Raw genomic sequence first — 15,659 nt, 5'->3', positions numbered from 1 at the left:
CACGCTCGACGGCGCGTTCTGTGGATAACCGCGCTGACCTGCACGAATGGCACGCCCTCCGCGCGTCATGCTCGGACGCAGAATGCATCCTCATGAAAAGTGACACGGGTCACCGTGCCGAGCGCGAGGTCAGAACGCCGTGGAACCGCCCCGGGCGGCGTCGTGCCCGGTGTCCGGCTGGGCGGAGCCCGTACCCGGGCCGGCCGGGCCGGCGTGCGGCTCCTCCGACGGGCGGGACGTGGGGGACTCCGCCGCGAAGGTGAGCACCGAGGCGCGGTCCATGTGGGCGGCGTCGGGATCCCAGGGACGTTCCGCCTCCGAGATGGCGATGTGGCGCGCCAGGCGCGTGATGTTGACCTCGTCCACCCGGCGGCGCTGGGCGGAGGTGTACTGGGTGATCATGAAGAGCACCACGAGCCCGTAGAGCACCAGGTCCGTGCCGCGGCCGATGCCGAGCACGCGCGCAAGCTGCGTCACGACGTCCGGGACCAGGATGGAGACGGCGGCGAAGAAGAAGAACGCCACCGCACCCAGTCGCCGGATGGCCTGGTGCTTGGCGTTGGCCCCGCCGCGCACCAGCGTGAGGGCGCCGTACGCAACGGCCAGGATGAGGACTACTTGAACCAGGATGGTCATGCGTGTGCTCCGCTACTTCACGAACAGTTCGGCCAGGATGTTCACGCCGTTGAGCAGGGACTGCCCCTTGCCGCGTGAGTAGTCGGTGTAGATGATCTCCACGGGGTGCTCCACCCACCGGGGCTTGAGCTCGGCGAACCGGTTGACGATCTCCGAGGCGTGCGCCATGCGGTTCTGCTGCAGGTGCAGCTTGGCCACGGTGTGGCGGTCGATCGCGCGCAGCCCGTTGTGGGCGTCGGAGAGGTCCATGCCACTGGTAAACTTGGAGACGAAAGCGGCGGTGCGCAGCACCAGGCGCTTGAGCTGTGAGACCTGGGTGCGGTCGTCCAGGAAGCGCGAGCCCAGGACCACCTCGGCCTCGCCGCTGCGGATGCGCTGAACCATGTCGTACGCATCCACCACGCGGTGCTGACCGTCCGAGTCGAACGTGACCACGCAGTCCATCTCCGGGTCCTGCAGCGCGTACTCGAAACCCGTCTGCAGCGCGGCACCCTGCCCCAGGTTGATGGGGTGCTGGACGACCACGGCTCCGGCGTCCCGGCAGATCTGGGCGGAGTCGTCCGTGGAGCCGTCGTCAACGCACACCACGTGCGGGAAGGTCCGCCGGAGATTCTCCAGGACCTCACCCACCACCTCGGCCTCGTTGTACACGGGCATCACAATCCACGCTCGACTCACGGGCCCCATTGTTCCACAGCGCGCGGCGGCAGCCGCTCCCCCGTGGACGGCCGGAGACCTCCCAGGATTCTGCGAGTTCCACCGCGGACCCCGTCCGGGTGCCCGCACCCCGTCCACTAAACTTCCCACGTACCCACCCCCCCTGACGTCTGGAGTCATGGATCCCGTGAGCTGGCTAGAAGCACTTCCCTCGTACGCGCTGGTGGGGATCCTGATGGTCCTTCCGGGCGCGCTGCTCAGCGTGGCTCTCGGCCTGCGCGGGCTCACCCGGTGCGCTGCGGCGATTCCACTGTCCGTGGCGGGCTTCGGTGCCTCAGCCGTGATCTTCGGGCTCGTGGGGGTGCCGTGGAACCCCCTCACCGTCGCCCTCGCATTCGTCGTGGTGGCCCTCGCACTGTGGCTGGTGCTGCTCCCCGCACGACGCCGCCTGCTGGCCGGCCCGTGGGCGGACGCCGTCCCCTGGCGGGAGCGCGTCACCACCTCCACCGTGGGGCTGTGGTGCGCGGCCGCACTTGGCATCGGGGTCGTGGTGCAGCGGCTGCACCTCATCATGCAGACCCCGGACGCCTACTCCCAGACGTACGACGCGAACTTCCACTACAACGCGGTGCGCTACATCCAGGACACCGGACAGGCCTCCTCGCTCACCCTCGGCGGTCTGGGGGTGGGAGAACCGACGTTCTACCCGGCGGCGTGGCACGACACCGCCGCGTTCGTCACCCAAGTGACCGACCTCCCCGTGGTCCTCACCGCGAACGCCATGACCATGATGGTGTGCGGTGTGGCCTGGGTGCTGGGCTGTCTCCACCTGACCACCCGGCTGCTCGGCTCCCGCCCCGCAGTGTCCGTGGCTGCCGGGCTGATGGCCTCTAGCTTCCCAGCCTTCCCGTACCTGCTGAGCTTCTACGGGGTCCTCTTTCCCAATGGCATGTCGATAGCCTTCCTCCCCCTCTGGCTGGGGCTGCTCACAGAGGCGCTCGGCCTTTCGAAAGAACCCCGTGCAGGCTCGAAGACCGGGTTGTGGATCACGATCCTGGCTGTCACCGGAGCCGTGGGACTCGCCCACCCCTCCACCGTGATCGTGGGGCTGGCCCTGCTGTGGATCATGATGCTCACGGTGTGGTGGCGGAGTCTGCGGCGCAGCAGCCCCTGGTGGCTCAAGGCCGCCGGCGGAGCCGGGCTCATCGCAGAGATCCTGGTCCTGCAGCAGATCTGGTTCGCCGCGCGCGCCAGCCAGTCCGCATCCACGTGGAAGCCGCACGCCTCGGAGCCCCAGGCACTGGGCGAGGCACTGGCCACCGTCGACCCCAACGCCCCGCACCTTCCCTGGGCCCTGGTCGTCGTGGTGCTCCTGGGCGCGGCTGCTCTGCTGCGCCACTCCTCGCGCTGGGTCGTCGCGGCCTGGGCCTTCCTCGTGTGGCTCTATGTGCTCGTGTCCTCGTCCAGGGACGCCGGCCTGCGCTACGACTGGGGCGGCATCTGGTACAACGACGTCAACCGCATCCTGGCCCTGATCCCGGTGCTCGCCGTCCCCATGGCCACCGCCGGCGCTCTCGCAGTGCTGCACTGGGCGGTGTCCGGTGCCCGCCGAACCGTCTCCCGAGCAGCGAAGAACCCCGGGGCACCCTCCCCGGTCCGGGGCACCGCCACGCGTCTCCCGCCTGTGGTCCACTCCCGGGTCTCCGCCGTGGTCGGCGGGTTCCTCGCGGTGCTGGTGGGCTGGCAGGTGCTGCAGACGCAGCCCATGACGGACATCGTGAACTACGGCAGGAGCCAGTACGCTGCCGGCACCGACTACCCCTACGCGCTCGTCTCGCCCGAGGAACGGGAGCTGCTGCTCGAGCTGCCCGACTACGTCCCCCAGGACGCCGTGGTCTTCGGCAACCCGCTCACCGGAACCTCGCAGGCCTACGCCCTGTCTGGCACGCAGGTGCTCTTTCCCCACAACGGTCTCGTGGCGGACCGGGAGGCCTCCGTGATCGCCCACCACCTGGATGAGCTGACCACGGACCCGGAGGTCTGCCCAGCCGTGAAGAAGCACAACGTCCAGTTCGTCCTCGACTTCGGCACGCGGCCGGTCAATCCGTTCGCCTACTTCGACACCGCCGGCTACGACCAGCTCACGCCCCAGAACGGCTTCGAGCTCGTGGCTCAGACCGGCCCCGAGGCCAAGCTCTACAAGATCACCGGGTGCGGGTGAAAGACCCCTTGGCATGAACGACGGCGCCGCGAGAGCACGTCTCTCGCGGCGCCGTCGTCGGGGAACAGGGGGCCTCAGCCAGCCAGCGGGCCGTCCAGGTCCGGGTCGTACTGGGGCACGAACTCCTCGCCGCGCTCGGCGGCCTCGCGGGCCTGCCACTCGCGCTTGCGGCGTTTGTCCTCCAGCGCGCGGGCCATGCCCTCGGCATGCTCCCGGCGGACGTCCTCCTCCGGCTGGTTGCGCATGTGCGCCACCGCGCCGTAGACGTTGCCGTCGAAGACCTTGGTGCCGTGGTCCATGACGATCCCGCGCTCGCAGATGTCCATGACCAGGTTGAGGTCGTGGCTGACCACCACCAGGGTCTTGCCGCGGCGCACGAGGTCCTTGATGCGGCCGATGCACTTCTTCTGGAACGGCTCGTCACCCACCGAGAGGATCTCGTCCACCAGGAACACCTCGGGGTCCGTGTGGATGGCCACGGAGAAGGCCAGGCGCAGGTACATGCCCGAGCTGTAGAACTTCACCTCGGTGTCGATGAACTCCGCGATCTCCGAGAACGCCACGATGTCGTCGAACTTGGCGTCGATCTCCTCCTTGCTCATTCCCAGGATCGCACCGTTGAGGTAGACGTTGTCCCGGCCCGTGAGATCCGGGTGGAAGCCCGCGCCCACCTCGATGAGCCCCGCCACCTTCTCCCGGGTGAGGATCTCCCCGGAGTCCGGGTTCATCACCCCGGAGATCATTTTCAGGGTGGTGGACTTGCCGGAGCCGTTGAAGCCCAGCAGGGCGACCGTCTCACCGTCGTGGATGTCGAAGGAGACGTCGTTCAGCGCCGTGAACTTGGCGGTGAGGTCGCCCTTGCGGCCCTTCACGAGCCACACGAAGGCCTCCTTCATGGAGCGCGTGTGGCGCAGCACGAATTCCTTGGTCATGTGGCGGACCCTGATGGCCAGGTCCGCGTCCGTGCGACCGGGGGTGGTCTGGGTGGCTGAAGTAGACATGGTTCACAGCTCCTGCGCGAAGTTGCCCTCTTGCGAGCGGAACAGGCGGTCCGCCAGGAAGAAGAGGATCAGGCTGGTGACGATCGCCAACGGGGTCCACCCCGTGAGCAGGTGCGGCGGGACGTGCCAGATCTGCGGCGTGTCCGTGGTGGGGAACCAGAAGCCGTAGTGGAACAGCTCCACCGCCACGGTCAGGGGGTTCACCATGTACACGTAGTAAACCCAGTCCCACAGCTTCTCGTGGACCATGGTCCACATGTAGAGCACGGGAGAGGCCCACGTGGACACCATGATGATGAGGTCCACGATGTTTTCCGCGTCCCGGAAGAACACGTTGAACGTGGTGAACAGCATGCCCAGCGCGAGCGAGAACAGCGCGATGATCGCGGTGGCCACGACCACCGCGAGCAGCTGCTTGGCCCCCGGGTGCCACCCGGTCAGGAAGCACGCCAGCAGCAGGATGACCAGCTGCGGCACGAAGTGGATCATCGCCACCAGCAGGTTGGACACGGGGAACAGCTGCCGCGGCAGGTAGATCTTCTTGAGCAGTCCCCCATTGGCCACCACGGACCTGGAGGCGTTGCCGAAGACCTCGCCGAAGAGGTTCATCACCACGATGCCCGAGAACAGGTACACGGCGAAGTTCTCGATGCCGCGGTTGAGGTCCAGGAACACGCCCATGGCTATGTAGAAGACCAGGAACTGCACGCCCGGTTTCAGGTAGGACCAGAGCAGCCCGAGGACCGTGCCCCGGTACCTGATCTGGATCTCCTTGTCCACGATCAGCCTGAGCAGGAACCTGTTCGCGAACACGTCCCTCAGCCCACGGTCCTGCCCCGGAGGCCGCAAGTGCGTAGCGGGAGCTTGGGTTTTCATCTGCCGTCCTTTCCTGGCACGGTGCGTTCTTCCTGGCGTGCGCACCGCATGCACGTCGACGCCGCACGCCCGGGTGGGCGTACGGCGTCGAGCGGGTGGCCGAACTACTGTGCGGGGCCGTTCTCCCCGAAGGTGCGGGCCCAGGCGTCCACCGAGGTGATCTCCGGCAGCGCCGCGCGGTACTGCTCGCTGAGGGCGTCCCAGCGCGAGAGCAGCTCGGCGTGGAGCTTCACGCTCTCCGCCATCAGCTCGCGCACCTGGGCGGGGTCCCGGCGGTACCACGACGCGCCGGTGCCCTCCGCGTTGGAGACGATCGCCGAGTCGAGCGTGGCCAGGTAGGACCAGTGGCCGTCCATGTGGGCCACGGTGGCCTCGGGGTACTCCTTGGCCATGCTGCGCACGGGCCGCAGCGTCTGCTTCAGCACGGTGCGCAGCGCCCACGGAATCAGCTGGGCCTTGGTGGGCGACTTGGGCGCCTCCATGGTCTTCGGCGGCTTGGACCGACGCACCGGGGGCAGCTCCGCAGGATCCTTGACCACGCGCGCGTCGGAGTAGTCGTCCTTCATGGCGCGGATCTCGGGCATGCGCGTGGGAAGCATCTCGTGCAGGCGCTCCGGTCCGGCCAGGACGTCCTGGATGGCCAGCAGCACGGACTTCGCCGGGTAGTACTGCATGGAGACCACGTGCTTGGTGTCCGTGGTCAGCGACTCCCGCAGCATGCGCCCGCCCCTGGCGAACGGCGAGTGCAGCAGAGCCGCGATGAGCCGGTTGCGCTCGTGGAAGTACGCCTGCCAGTCCACTGCGTCGTCCTTGTCCGCCCAGGACACGTGCCACACGGCCGCGCCCGGCAGCGAGATGGTGGGGTATCCGGCGGCCTTGGCGCGCAGCGAGTACTCGGAGTCGTCCCACTTGATGAACACGGGCAGCGAGAGGCCGATGTCCTCCAGGATGGTGCGCGGAATCAGGCACATCCACCAGCCGTTGTAGTCCGCGTCCCAGCGCCGGTGCAGCTTGGGGCGGGAGCGCAGACCGCGTTCCGCGAAGTCCACGGCACCCAGGCCGTCAATGGGGCCCCACAGGAACCGGTAGGGGTTCACGACCTCCGCGTACGCGTTGAGCAGGGGCTTGTTGTACATGTCGAACATGTGCCCGCCCACGATCGAGGGGGTGTGGCACATGTCCGCGAACGCGGCGGCACGCAGCACACCCTCGGACTCCAGGAGGATGTCGTCGTCCAGGATCAGCACGTAGTCGGACTTCTCGATCCCCTGGGGGGTCCGGCGACCCTCCACGACTTCGTACATGTTGCGCGCGAACCCACCGGAACCGCCCATGTTGCCCTGGCGGATCATGCGGAGCTTCCCGCCCATGGCCTCCTGAGCCTCGGGGAAGTCGGGTTCGTCCTGGACCAGCTTGTTGCCCTGGTCCACGATGATCAGCTCGTCCAGGACGTCGTCCAGTCCGTCGGCCTGTGCGATCGTCTTGATGGTGTTCACGCAGTAGTCGGGGCGGTTGAACGTGGTCACGCCCAGCGTCACGCGACCCACGGCACGTCCGTGGGACGGCACCAGCCAGGACGCCGCATCCAGGACCATGCCCTCCTCGTCGGAGATGAGGTCGAACCAGTACCAGCCGCCGTCGCCGAACGGTGCGAGGGTGAGTTCGAACTCGCAGGTGGTGGAGCCGTCCACGCGCCTGTCCTCCACGCGCTGGGATACCCCGCGGGCGTTCGACCGGTAGACGATCAGCGACCCGGCCCCGGTGGTCCGGACTCGCAGGGTGACGGAGTCCGCCACGGTCCAGCGCCGCCAGTAGGAGGCGGGAAACGCATTGAAGTACGAGCCGAAGGACACCCGGCGCCCCGGACGGATGCGCACCGAGCGGCGGGAGATGATGTCGTCCGGGTGCTGGTTGGCGGTGTCCGCGCCCACGGAGGACGGCCCCTCCACGTTGATCGGACCATCGATGTAGAGCGGCAGAGCATCCAGGTCCTTGTCGGCTGGGAACACCACGCGCGCGACCTCTCGCAGATCCTTCTCGCTGCGGGGCTGAGTGTTGATCTTGGCCAGGTACTGCTGCCCGTCACCGGTCGTGGCGTGCGACTGTTCGGCGTGCTCCGGGCTCATGCGTCCACTCCTCCGCTGGTCAGGGGCGCACCCGAGGTGAAGTGCGGTGCGATCTTGTTGTCCACCATGGACAGCGCCGAGCCGATGGCCATGTGCATGTCCAGGTACTTGTAGGTTCCCAGGCGCCCGCCGAACAGCACGGAGGACTCGCCCTGCGCGAGGTCACGGTAGGCCAGCAGCTTCTCGCGGTCCTCGGACGTGTTCACCGGGTAGTAGGGCTCGTCGCCCTTCTCCGCGAAACGGGAGAACTCCCGCATGATCACGGTGGCGTCCTTGGTGTAGTCCCGCTCGGGGTGGAAGTGACGGAACTCGTGGATGCGGGTGTAGGGGACGTCCGCGTCCGGGTAGTTCATCACGGAGGTGCCCTGGAAGTCCTCGATGTCCAGGACCTCTTCCTCCAGGTCGATCGTGCGCCATGACAGGTCACCCTCGGCGTAGTCGAAGTAGCGGTCCACGGGACCCGTGTAGACCACGGGGACCTGGCCCACCACGTTGGACTTGGAGAACTCCTGGGAGTCGTCGAAGAAGTCCGTGTCCAGGCGCACGTCGATGTTCGGGTGGTCCGCCATGCGCTCGAGCCACGCGGTGTACCCGTCCACGGGCAGACCCTCGTGGGTGTCGTTGAAGTAGCGGTTGTCGTACGTGTAGCGCACGGGCAGCCGGGAGATGATCGAGGCGGGCAGGTCCTTGGGGTCCGTCTGCCACTGCTTGCCGGTGTAGTGCTTGATGAACGCCTCGTACAGGGGCCGCCCGATCAGCTGGATGCCCTTGTCGTTGAGGTTCTGCGGGTCGGTCCCCGCCAGCTCGCCGGCCTGCTCGCGGATCAGCTCGCGGGCCTCGCCGGGCGAGTACGCCGCGCGGAAGAACTGGTTGATCGTGCCCAGGTTGATGGGCATGGGGTACACCTCGCCCTGGTGGCGGGTGTACACGCGGTGCACGTAGTTGGTGAACTGGGTGAACCGGTTCACGTACTCCCACACGCGCTCGTTGGAGGTGTGGAACAGGTGCGCGCCGTAGCGGTGCACCTCGATCCCGGTGCGCTCCTCGTTCTCGCTGTAGGCGTTGCCGCCCAGGTGGGGCCGCCGGTCGATCATGGTGACCTTCAAACCCAATTCACGTGCCGCTCGTTCTGCCACGGTCAAGCCGAACAGTCCCGAGCCCACGACCACCAGATCAGTGTTCATGTGTCCCTCCTAGGGTCTTCCGCGATCCGTGCGCGGAGATCGTCGTGCCTAAAAATACCGGACGCCGCTGGTTCCGCCCCGCGTGACTCGCGTTGCGCAGGGCGGCGTGGGATCCGTCACGCCGCGGTGCGCGGCCGGCGGTGGCGGCCCAGCGGCGTCGTCCGCGGGCGATCCACCTGCCCGCAGCGGCGCCGGGGAACCTGGGCCGCAGGGCAGCTCAGCTGGCGCCGGTCCGGAAGCCGCTGAGCACCCACGCCGCGGCAGCGCGCCCCGAGGCCGCGAGTGAGGCGTGCTCGCGAGCCCACCGGCTGCGGCGTTCCCGCACGGCGTCCCGGGCTCCGTGCTTCGAGGCCGCGAGGGCGTCCTCCATGGCGCGGGCGACCGCCTCGGGCGTGAAGTCCACCGGGGTTCCGAGCTCGTTCTCCGTGACGAGAGTCGCACCCGCCCCCACGCCCGCATAGATGGACGGGGCGCCGCACGCGGCGGCGGCGTAGAGCTTCGTGGGCTTGGCGAAGTCGTACCCCGAGTGCGGCACCACGGACGCGAGCGCGGCCACCGCACCCCGCAGGAACGCCGCCGTGCGGGCGGGGCTCTGGACCCCGTGGAACACCACGTTGTCCGGGGCCAGGCGCGCCGCGGCCTCCTGCACCCGCCGAAGGTCCGAGCCCCGTCCGAGCACGTGGAGCACCGCCTCAGGATGACGCGGCAGGATGCGCGCAAGGCCCTCGACGAACACGTCCATGCCCTGCCACTCCGAGATGGATCCCGCGTACACGAAGTACGGGGCGGGCACGTCCGCGGCGGGCCCCTCCGGGGTGAAGGTGTCCGTGTCGATGCCGTTCTCGGCCACGAACATCCTCTCCCACGGCGTTCCGGTCACGCGGTGCAGCTCCTCGCCCATGGACTCCGACACGGTGATCACGCCCCCGGCGCGACGGGCCGCAACGGTCTCCGCGGCGCGCATCAGCTGGGTGACCACGCCGGGCACGTCCATGTTCAGGGTGGCGGAGGTCCACACGTCCGGGTTGTACCAGATGTACGGACGACGCCGCAGGGCGCTCGACAGCCACACCGCGAGTCCCGTGGTGGGCGGCGGCTCGCTCACCACGATGTCCGCGTCCATGACCAGCAGCCGCGCGAACGCCTGGACGTCGAAGCTCAGGTACTGGGCCACTCCACGCACGTAGTCCTCTTTGTCGCGCAGAACGGGCACGCGCACGATGTCGTACGGCTCCGAGACGGAGGCGGGATCCATGCCTTTCGGCGGCCGAGTGGTCAGAACGGTGACCTGGGCACCCTCGGCGGCGAAGCCCCGGGCGAGCGCGGCGAGCCGGAAGGAGGCGGCGGCCGGTTCGGGGAGGAAGATGCGGCTGACGATGACGACCTTGCGGGGTTTCATGGCCTCTACTTTCTCATGCGCGGCTCGGTGCACGCGGGACGGAGTCCGCTGCGGCATGGCCGGTGACCCGGGGCCGGGAGGTCACGGTTCGCGGACGACCGCACGTCGAGCTCACTGCACAGCCGCTCGTCGCGAAGGGTGTGCACGCGCCCGGTCCCCCGCGGCACGGCCGCACCGGACGGCCCGCTCCCCCGCACGGTGTACTGCCGCCATGCACCTGACCCTGCACATCGTCTGGAGCGGGACTCGCACCACCCACACCGCGACCGTCACCGCCGCCCCCGCCAGCGACGGCGCGCACCTGGCCGCCGAGCTCGCCCGGCTCGTGGGCACCGAGCACCGCGCCACGGTCGAGGGCCTCGATCTGGCACGGCTGACGGTCGGGGCCGCCCCGCTGGTGGACGGCGCCACGGTGGTGCTGCTTCCCGTGGCGGACGACCGGGAACACACCGCCACGGGACGGCCGGAGAGAACCGACCGGCTGCTCGGCCCTCTGTGCACGGAGCCGCCCGCTGCCGCCGACACGGCAACCGAGGCGCCGGGTGACGAGCAGGACGCGACGACGGTCGAGGTCGTGGAGGGTACCGGTGCGGGCACCCGCCTCGTTCTGACCAGGGGACGCTGCGACGTCGTCCTCCAGGACGACGGGCCGGTCCTGCTGCCCCCGGGCAGCCCCTCCACCTCCGGAGCGGACCTCTCCCTGCTGCTCGACGACACCGGGCTTAAGGTCCTTCCCACCGGGACCCGCCTCGGTTCCGGGGACCGGGTGCGGCTGCACCGCGGTGGCCGTCTCAGCTGGCTCCGGGTGGAACTGCCCGCAGCGCCGGGGAGCTCGCCGTCCTGGCCCGGGGAGCAGGAGCCGCCCCCGGGCATCACCGCGCAGGAGGCGAACCCCTCCCGTCCTCTGACGGTCGACGCCCCGTCCCGCCGCCGTGCCAGGCTCACCATGATCACGGGTGCGCTGCCCCTGCTCGCGGGGATCGGCATCGCGGTGGTCACCCACTGGTGGTTCTTCCTGGTGTTCAGCGCGCTCGGGGCCGTCACGACCGTCGTGGGATGGGTGGGCGAACGAGGCGCCCGCAGAGAGACGAGCAACCGGCTGCGAGCCGCGCTGGACCGCGATCTCCGCCGGTGCGCGCACGCCGCGCCCTCGGCCGCCGAGGTCCTCCACCGCTGCCGGGCGCTCACCTCGGACCGTGGCTTCTCAGCCGCGGGCCACACCTCCACCGGCTCCGTCGCGGGCGCTGCATTCGCACCCCGAGCCGCGCCAGAACCCGTGGTGGCCTGCACCTCCACGGGGGCAGGACGCCAGGGGAGTGGCCGTCCGCGGCGAGAGCTGGACCGGGCGGCCGCGGCACGCTGGGTCCGGCTGGGCCACGGGGCGCGGGGCGGCAACGTGTCCCGGGGGCAGGGTGTGGGCGTGCGGGAGGTGTGGCACCCCAGCGCACCCGTGATCGTGGACCTCGCGGCACTCCCGTCACTCACCCTCGCCCTGGATCACCGTCGGGCTGCGGGGGTGCTCAATGCCCTGGTGGTCCAGCTGTTCACCGGCCCCGGTGCGCTGGGCCGCCTCGTCGTGTCCCCGGACCTCGCGTGGCAGGCCCCGCTCCGAGCGGAGACTCCTGCCGAGTCGACTCCCCCGCAGGAGGACGAACCACCGGGCACCGCAGGCCTGGAGGTGCTCACAGCAGACGACGCCCGCACGCGCCCGCGACGCACCGGTCTCTTGCGCGTGGTGGTGGCCCACGCGACCCCGCTCGACGACGGGGAAGCCGTCCTCACCGGATCCGGTGCGCAGGTGCGCCTCACCACCCGCAGGTGCGACGCCGTGCCGGGGCTGTCCGGGGAGGACCAGCGGTTCAGCATCGAGTTCCTCCCGGACACGGTGGGCAGCGAGCAGGCCGCCCGCGCGGTGGCCGCATGGGCTCGTGTGTCGAGCGCAGGGGTCGGAACGGCTGGCGGCCGGTTGCCCCGCCGTCTCGGATCGCACGAGCTCCTGGCTCTCACGAACGACGACGCCGCCCTCCCGGCGTCGCACGGTCCGGGCGCGCACAGCCCGGGCGCGCACGGCCTGGGCGCGTACGGTGGCACACCCGCACACCCCCAGGGCACGGAGGCGTCGCACGACGCCGTCTCCGCGGACACCCCGTGCACGAGGGCGGGACATTCCCCGGCGGCAGCGGGCCCGGCGAATGTGTTGAGTGCCGCGTTCGGCGTCTCCCGAGCCGGGGTCGAGCACATCCAGCTGAGTGACGAGCACCCCCACCTGCTGATCGCCGGCACCACGGGATGCGGGAAGTCCGAGGTGCTGCGCACGATCGTGGCCGGCCTCGCCGCGCAGTGCCCACCGCGCCGGTTGGAGTTCGTCTTCATCGACTTCAAGGGCGGTGCCGCCCTCGCGCCCCTCACCGGGCTGCCCCACCTCACCACACTGCTCACGGACCTGGGTGCGGACGAGATCCGGCGGGCGCTGCTGTTCCTGCGCTCCGAGCTGCGACGCCGCGAGCTGGTCCTCGCAGCGCACGGTCTGCGGGACATGGCCGAGGTGCTGGGGCGTGACGCCCAGACCCCCGCGATCCGGGAGCTGGTCGTGGTGGTGGACGAGGCCAAGATGCTCACGGACGCGTTCCCGGAGGCTGCACAGGAACTCGCGGTCGTCGCGACCGTGGGACGGTCCCTGGGGGTCCACCTGGTGCTGGCCACGCAGCGCCCCCAGGGTGCCCTGCCCGCAGACGTTCGCACCAACGTCACCCAGGCGCTCTGCCTGCGCGTGCGCACGGAGCAGGAGTCCGTGGACGTCGTCGGGGGCACCCAGGCGGCCCGCATCCCGTCCGGGCTGCCCGGCCGGGGGTACCTCGACCGCGGAGACGGACCCGCGGTCGAGGTGCAGGCCGCCGTTCTGACACGGATGCGGCCACCCGCTCCCCCATCCCCCGTGGTCACGTTCACGGACCCGGCGCGCCACCACGGGCCGCCGCGGGCGGGTCGGTCTGTGGGTCCTGCCGACTCCGGACCGCCACCGGATGTGGCGGCCGCGGTGCGTGACGTGGCCGACTCCTGGGCCTCGGCGGACGAGACGCCCGCGCTGCTGCCCGACGATCCGCGGGGTGGCCCAGGCGGCAGCCGGGCAGTGCCACCGGCCCTGCCCGCGAACGCGGACGCGCTCCCCAGCGGCGTCGGTGACGCCGTGGACCTGGGTCCGGCGGAGAACCCCGCGGAGCACTGGAGCGGGCGCGCCGCATGGCGGCCCTGGGAGGACGGGGCTCTCGCGCTCATCGGCCGCCCCGCGGCTGTGCACGGCTGGTTCTCGGCTCTGCTCCGGCGCTGCGCCGCGCTGGTGCTGCCCGGCGTCTCCGCCGCGAACCCCGTGGCGCTGTACGTCATCACGGCATCGGATCACGCACTGGACGGGGTGGCCAGCGCGGAGGGCGTGGCCGCGCACCCGGCACTGCGGGGATGGGCACGCGCTGACGAACCGGGGGACGTGGCGCACCTGCTCGACACGCTCCGCGCCGGTCTGGGCGGGCGGCAGGAGTCCGTCTCGGGCGCCAGGTCCCGGGCCGTGCTGGCCGTGGAGGACTGGGACCGCTGCTGCCAGCACTTCCGGGCAGGGTCCTGGGCCCACCTGGAGGACGACGTCCTCGCCCTCGTCTCCACCGGCACGGCCCTGGGGCTCTCCGCACTGGTCACCGGCGACCGGGCCCTCGCGACGGGCAGGGCCTCCCACGTCGGACCCAACCGGCTGCACCTGCCGGAGGGACAGAGCCCGGACGCGCTGCTGCAATGGCCGCGCCTGCCGCCGTTCTCGGCCCATCCGGGACGCGCCGCCCTGAGTGGGCCGGCCACGGACAGGTGTGAGCCGGGATCCGCTGCTCCCCGCGCGGAGCGGATGGCCGTGGTGCAGCTCGCCGGTGGCGACGCCGCACCGGCCGGTCCCGCACGACGGTCGAACCCGTGCCCGACGACGACCGCGGTGCCGGACACGGCCCTCGCGGTCGAGCCGCTTGCCGCTCCCCACCCGTGGCCGCCCGCGTTCCCGCTGCCGAGATCGTGGACCCCTCCCACCCCGCGTTCCGCGGGTCTCGTGCTGGGCGTCACCCGGGACGGGTCCCCGTGCTGCCATCCGTGGGGCCCCGGGTCCACGCTCGTCGTCGCGGGCCCGGCCCGCAGCGGGCGCAGCAGCTTCCTGGCCGCGGCCCGCGCGCACCTCGACCCGGAGGCCGGGGCCGCGCACCAGCGACCGAGCACGGCGCGCCACGACGTGCTGCACCCCGTTCTGCGCACCGCGGAGGACGTCCCTGCCCTGCTGCGCCGTCTGGGCGGGGTGCACCGCCCGACCACCGTGGTCCTGGACGACGCCGACCGGCTGGCACCCGACGTCCTGCGGGCGTTCGCCGCGGCGTGGACGGGGAGACCCGACGCTGACGCCCCTCCCCGAGAGCCGCACTCCCCGCACCCGGAACCCGCGGCCGCGAATCCCCATGCGGTGGCGTACGGCGCCGGTGGATCCGCACCGGGTCACCGCGCGGCAGCGGTGGAGCGGGACGGTCTCCCGCTCCACGGTGCGGGCTCCGCGCTCCCTCCCGCCACCGAGGAGCCCTGGCTGCTTCCGGGCGTGCGGGTGATCGTGGGCATCCAGCTCACGGACTCCCCGGCGGCCACGTTCCCACCGCTGCTGACGTGGCGGCACACCGCGGACGCCCTGGTCCTGAGGCCCCGCCGCAGCTTTGACGGGGACACGTTCGGGGCCTCCTTCACCGGTCAGCCGTTGGGTGGGCCACCGGGACGGGGGTTCTGGGTGCACCGGGGCACCGTGACCCCCCTGCAGTGCCCCCTGCCGCCCACCGGTTCGTGAGTGGGGGCGCACCTCCGTGACAGCCCGGTGACGAAGCGGGCCGGCAGAACGTCATGGCCTGCCACCACGTCGTGCCCGGCAGATCTGGCGTGGCATCCCCCAGAGCGGCGGGGGAGCCTCGGCTGGCCCCGCGCAGTGCGGTACGGCAGGCTCCGGCAACCGCGGAGGGGGATGCCACCTCAGTCGCGCTCCGGGATCTCAGCGGGCGGCGTCGTCCCGGGTGCGGTGCATGAACGCGACGGTGGGCGGGGCGAACAGGCACAGGATCGTGACCACCGCCACCACCGCGAGCGCCATGCCCCAGCCGCCCAGTGCCACCTGCAGGAAGGACAGCCCCACGATGAGCAGGAAGGCCTGGGAGACCAGAACGGCCGCGCGCGGCCAGCGCATACCGCCGAGCACCCCGCGTGCCGCCGCGGCGAGCCACAGTGCTCCACCCACGAGGACCACGGAAGCGAAGACGATGCCGGCAACCGGCAGGACGTGGCCCGTAAAGAGGGACACGACGAGCCCCACCGCGATCACGAGCAGCGCGAGCGACTCCAGCGCCACCAGCACGGCGACGACCGTCGCGGTCCAGGGCCGGGCGCCGGGCGCCTGGGTGGTGGAGCGGGACACCGGGGGGTTCATGGCGGGCCTTTCGGGAGGGGACCTGGACACGTCCACTGTAGTGAGAGCACCTCCCCCGGTGCCCGGCATGCCCC

The 15,659-nt window shown here is 70.7% G+C and carries 10 protein-coding genes; 2 read left to right on the top strand and 8 right to left on the bottom strand.

From position 1 onward, the window contains the following. Positions 1-129: 129 nt before the first annotated feature. On the bottom strand, positions 130-636 hold the full coding sequence (locus D9R02_RS02720; RefSeq protein WP_047979079.1) for a DUF2304 domain-containing protein: 507 nt from the start codon (positions 634-636) through the stop codon (positions 130-132). Positions 637-648: 12 nt separating this feature from the next. Then, positions 649-1,323 (bottom strand): glycosyltransferase family 2 protein, encoded by a 675-nt coding sequence (locus tag D9R02_RS02715; protein WP_070636712.1) that lies wholly within the window; start codon positions 1,321-1,323, stop codon positions 649-651. Between the two features lie 157 nt (positions 1,324-1,480). Here D9R02_RS02715 and D9R02_RS02710 point away from each other — a divergent pair, with 157 nt between their 5' ends. Next, entirely contained in the window at positions 1,481-3,514 is a 2,034-nt protein-coding gene (locus D9R02_RS02710) for a DUF6541 family protein (RefSeq protein ID WP_310793800.1), read from the top strand. Between the two features lie 74 nt (positions 3,515-3,588). On the opposite strand, the gene D9R02_RS02705 is transcribed toward D9R02_RS02710, so the two are convergent. The 5 genes from D9R02_RS02705 to D9R02_RS02685 all read right to left on the bottom strand — a co-directional run bounded on the left by D9R02_RS02705 (position 3,589) and on the right by D9R02_RS02685 (position 10,100). After that, a complete protein-coding gene (locus tag D9R02_RS02705) occupies positions 3,589-4,515 on the bottom strand; it encodes an ABC transporter ATP-binding protein (RefSeq protein WP_121566281.1) in 927 nt (308 codons plus the stop codon). Positions 4,516-4,518: 3 nt separating this feature from the next. Continuing rightward, positions 4,519-5,391, bottom strand: a complete 873-nt coding sequence (locus D9R02_RS02700) for an ABC transporter permease (protein ID WP_102613135.1) — start codon at positions 5,389-5,391, stop codon at positions 4,519-4,521. A 104-nt stretch (positions 5,392-5,495) separates the two neighbouring features. Beyond that, positions 5,496-7,517, bottom strand: a complete 2,022-nt coding sequence (locus D9R02_RS02695; protein ID WP_102613136.1) for a glycosyltransferase — start codon at positions 7,515-7,517, stop codon at positions 5,496-5,498. Continuing rightward, positions 7,514-8,701, bottom strand: coding sequence for a UDP-galactopyranose mutase (gene glf, locus D9R02_RS02690; protein WP_059281461.1), 1,188 nt, complete (start codon positions 8,699-8,701; stop codon positions 7,514-7,516). Before glf ends, D9R02_RS02695 begins: the two co-directional genes overlap by 4 nt. A 217-nt stretch (positions 8,702-8,918) precedes the next feature. Beyond that, the gene (locus tag D9R02_RS02685) at positions 8,919-10,100 is read right to left on the bottom strand and encodes a glycosyltransferase family 4 protein (protein WP_070636717.1); all 1,182 of its coding nucleotides are present in this window, start codon (positions 10,098-10,100) and stop codon (positions 8,919-8,921) included. A gap of 211 nt (positions 10,101-10,311) precedes the next feature. On the opposite strand from D9R02_RS02685, the gene D9R02_RS02680 reads away from it, so the two are divergent. Then, positions 10,312-14,955, top strand: a complete 4,644-nt coding sequence (locus D9R02_RS02680; protein ID WP_121566280.1) for an FtsK/SpoIIIE domain-containing protein — start codon at positions 10,312-10,314, stop codon at positions 14,953-14,955. 198 nt (positions 14,956-15,153) lie between these two features. Here D9R02_RS02680 and D9R02_RS02675 read toward each other — a convergent pair whose 3' ends face one another. Continuing rightward, positions 15,154-15,585 (bottom strand): hypothetical protein, encoded by a 432-nt coding sequence (locus D9R02_RS02675; RefSeq protein WP_039101779.1) that lies wholly within the window; start codon positions 15,583-15,585, stop codon positions 15,154-15,156. Positions 15,586-15,659 lie beyond the last annotated feature (74 nt).

The sequence above is a fragment of the Kocuria rhizophila genome (assembly GCF_003667225.1).
Taxonomy (GTDB): Bacteria; Actinomycetota; Actinomycetes; order Actinomycetales; family Micrococcaceae; genus Kocuria; species Kocuria rhizophila.
Note: the sequence above shows the minus strand (reverse complement) of the source record. Positions and strands in the feature narration are given on the sequence as shown.

Excerpts from the sequence above, each read along its gene's own strand:
- D9R02_RS02720 (WP_047979079.1), bottom strand. The coding sequence starts at position 636 with ATGACCATCCTGGTTCAAGTAGTCCTCATCCTGGCCGTTGCGTACGGC.
- D9R02_RS02715 (WP_070636712.1), bottom strand. The coding sequence starts at position 1,323 with ATGGGGCCCGTGAGTCGAGCGTGGATTGTGATGCCCGTGTACAACGAG.
- D9R02_RS02705 (WP_121566281.1), bottom strand. The coding sequence starts at position 4,515 with ATGTCTACTTCAGCCACCCAGACCACCCCCGGTCGCACGGACGCGGAC.
- D9R02_RS02700 (WP_102613135.1), bottom strand. The coding sequence starts at position 5,391 with ATGAAAACCCAAGCTCCCGCTACGCACTTGCGGCCTCCGGGGCAGGAC.
- D9R02_RS02695 (WP_102613136.1), bottom strand. The coding sequence starts at position 7,517 with ATGAGCCCGGAGCACGCCGAACAGTCGCACGCCACGACCGGTGACGGG.
- glf (WP_059281461.1), bottom strand. The coding sequence starts at position 8,701 with ATGAACACTGATCTGGTGGTCGTGGGCTCGGGACTGTTCGGCTTGACC.
- D9R02_RS02685 (WP_070636717.1), bottom strand. The coding sequence starts at position 10,100 with ATGAAACCCCGCAAGGTCGTCATCGTCAGCCGCATCTTCCTCCCCGAA.
- D9R02_RS02680 (WP_121566280.1), top strand. The coding sequence starts at position 10,312 with ATGCACCTGACCCTGCACATCGTCTGGAGCGGGACTCGCACCACCCAC.
- D9R02_RS02675 (WP_039101779.1), bottom strand. The coding sequence starts at position 15,585 with ATGAACCCCCCGGTGTCCCGCTCCACCACCCAGGCGCCCGGCGCCCGG.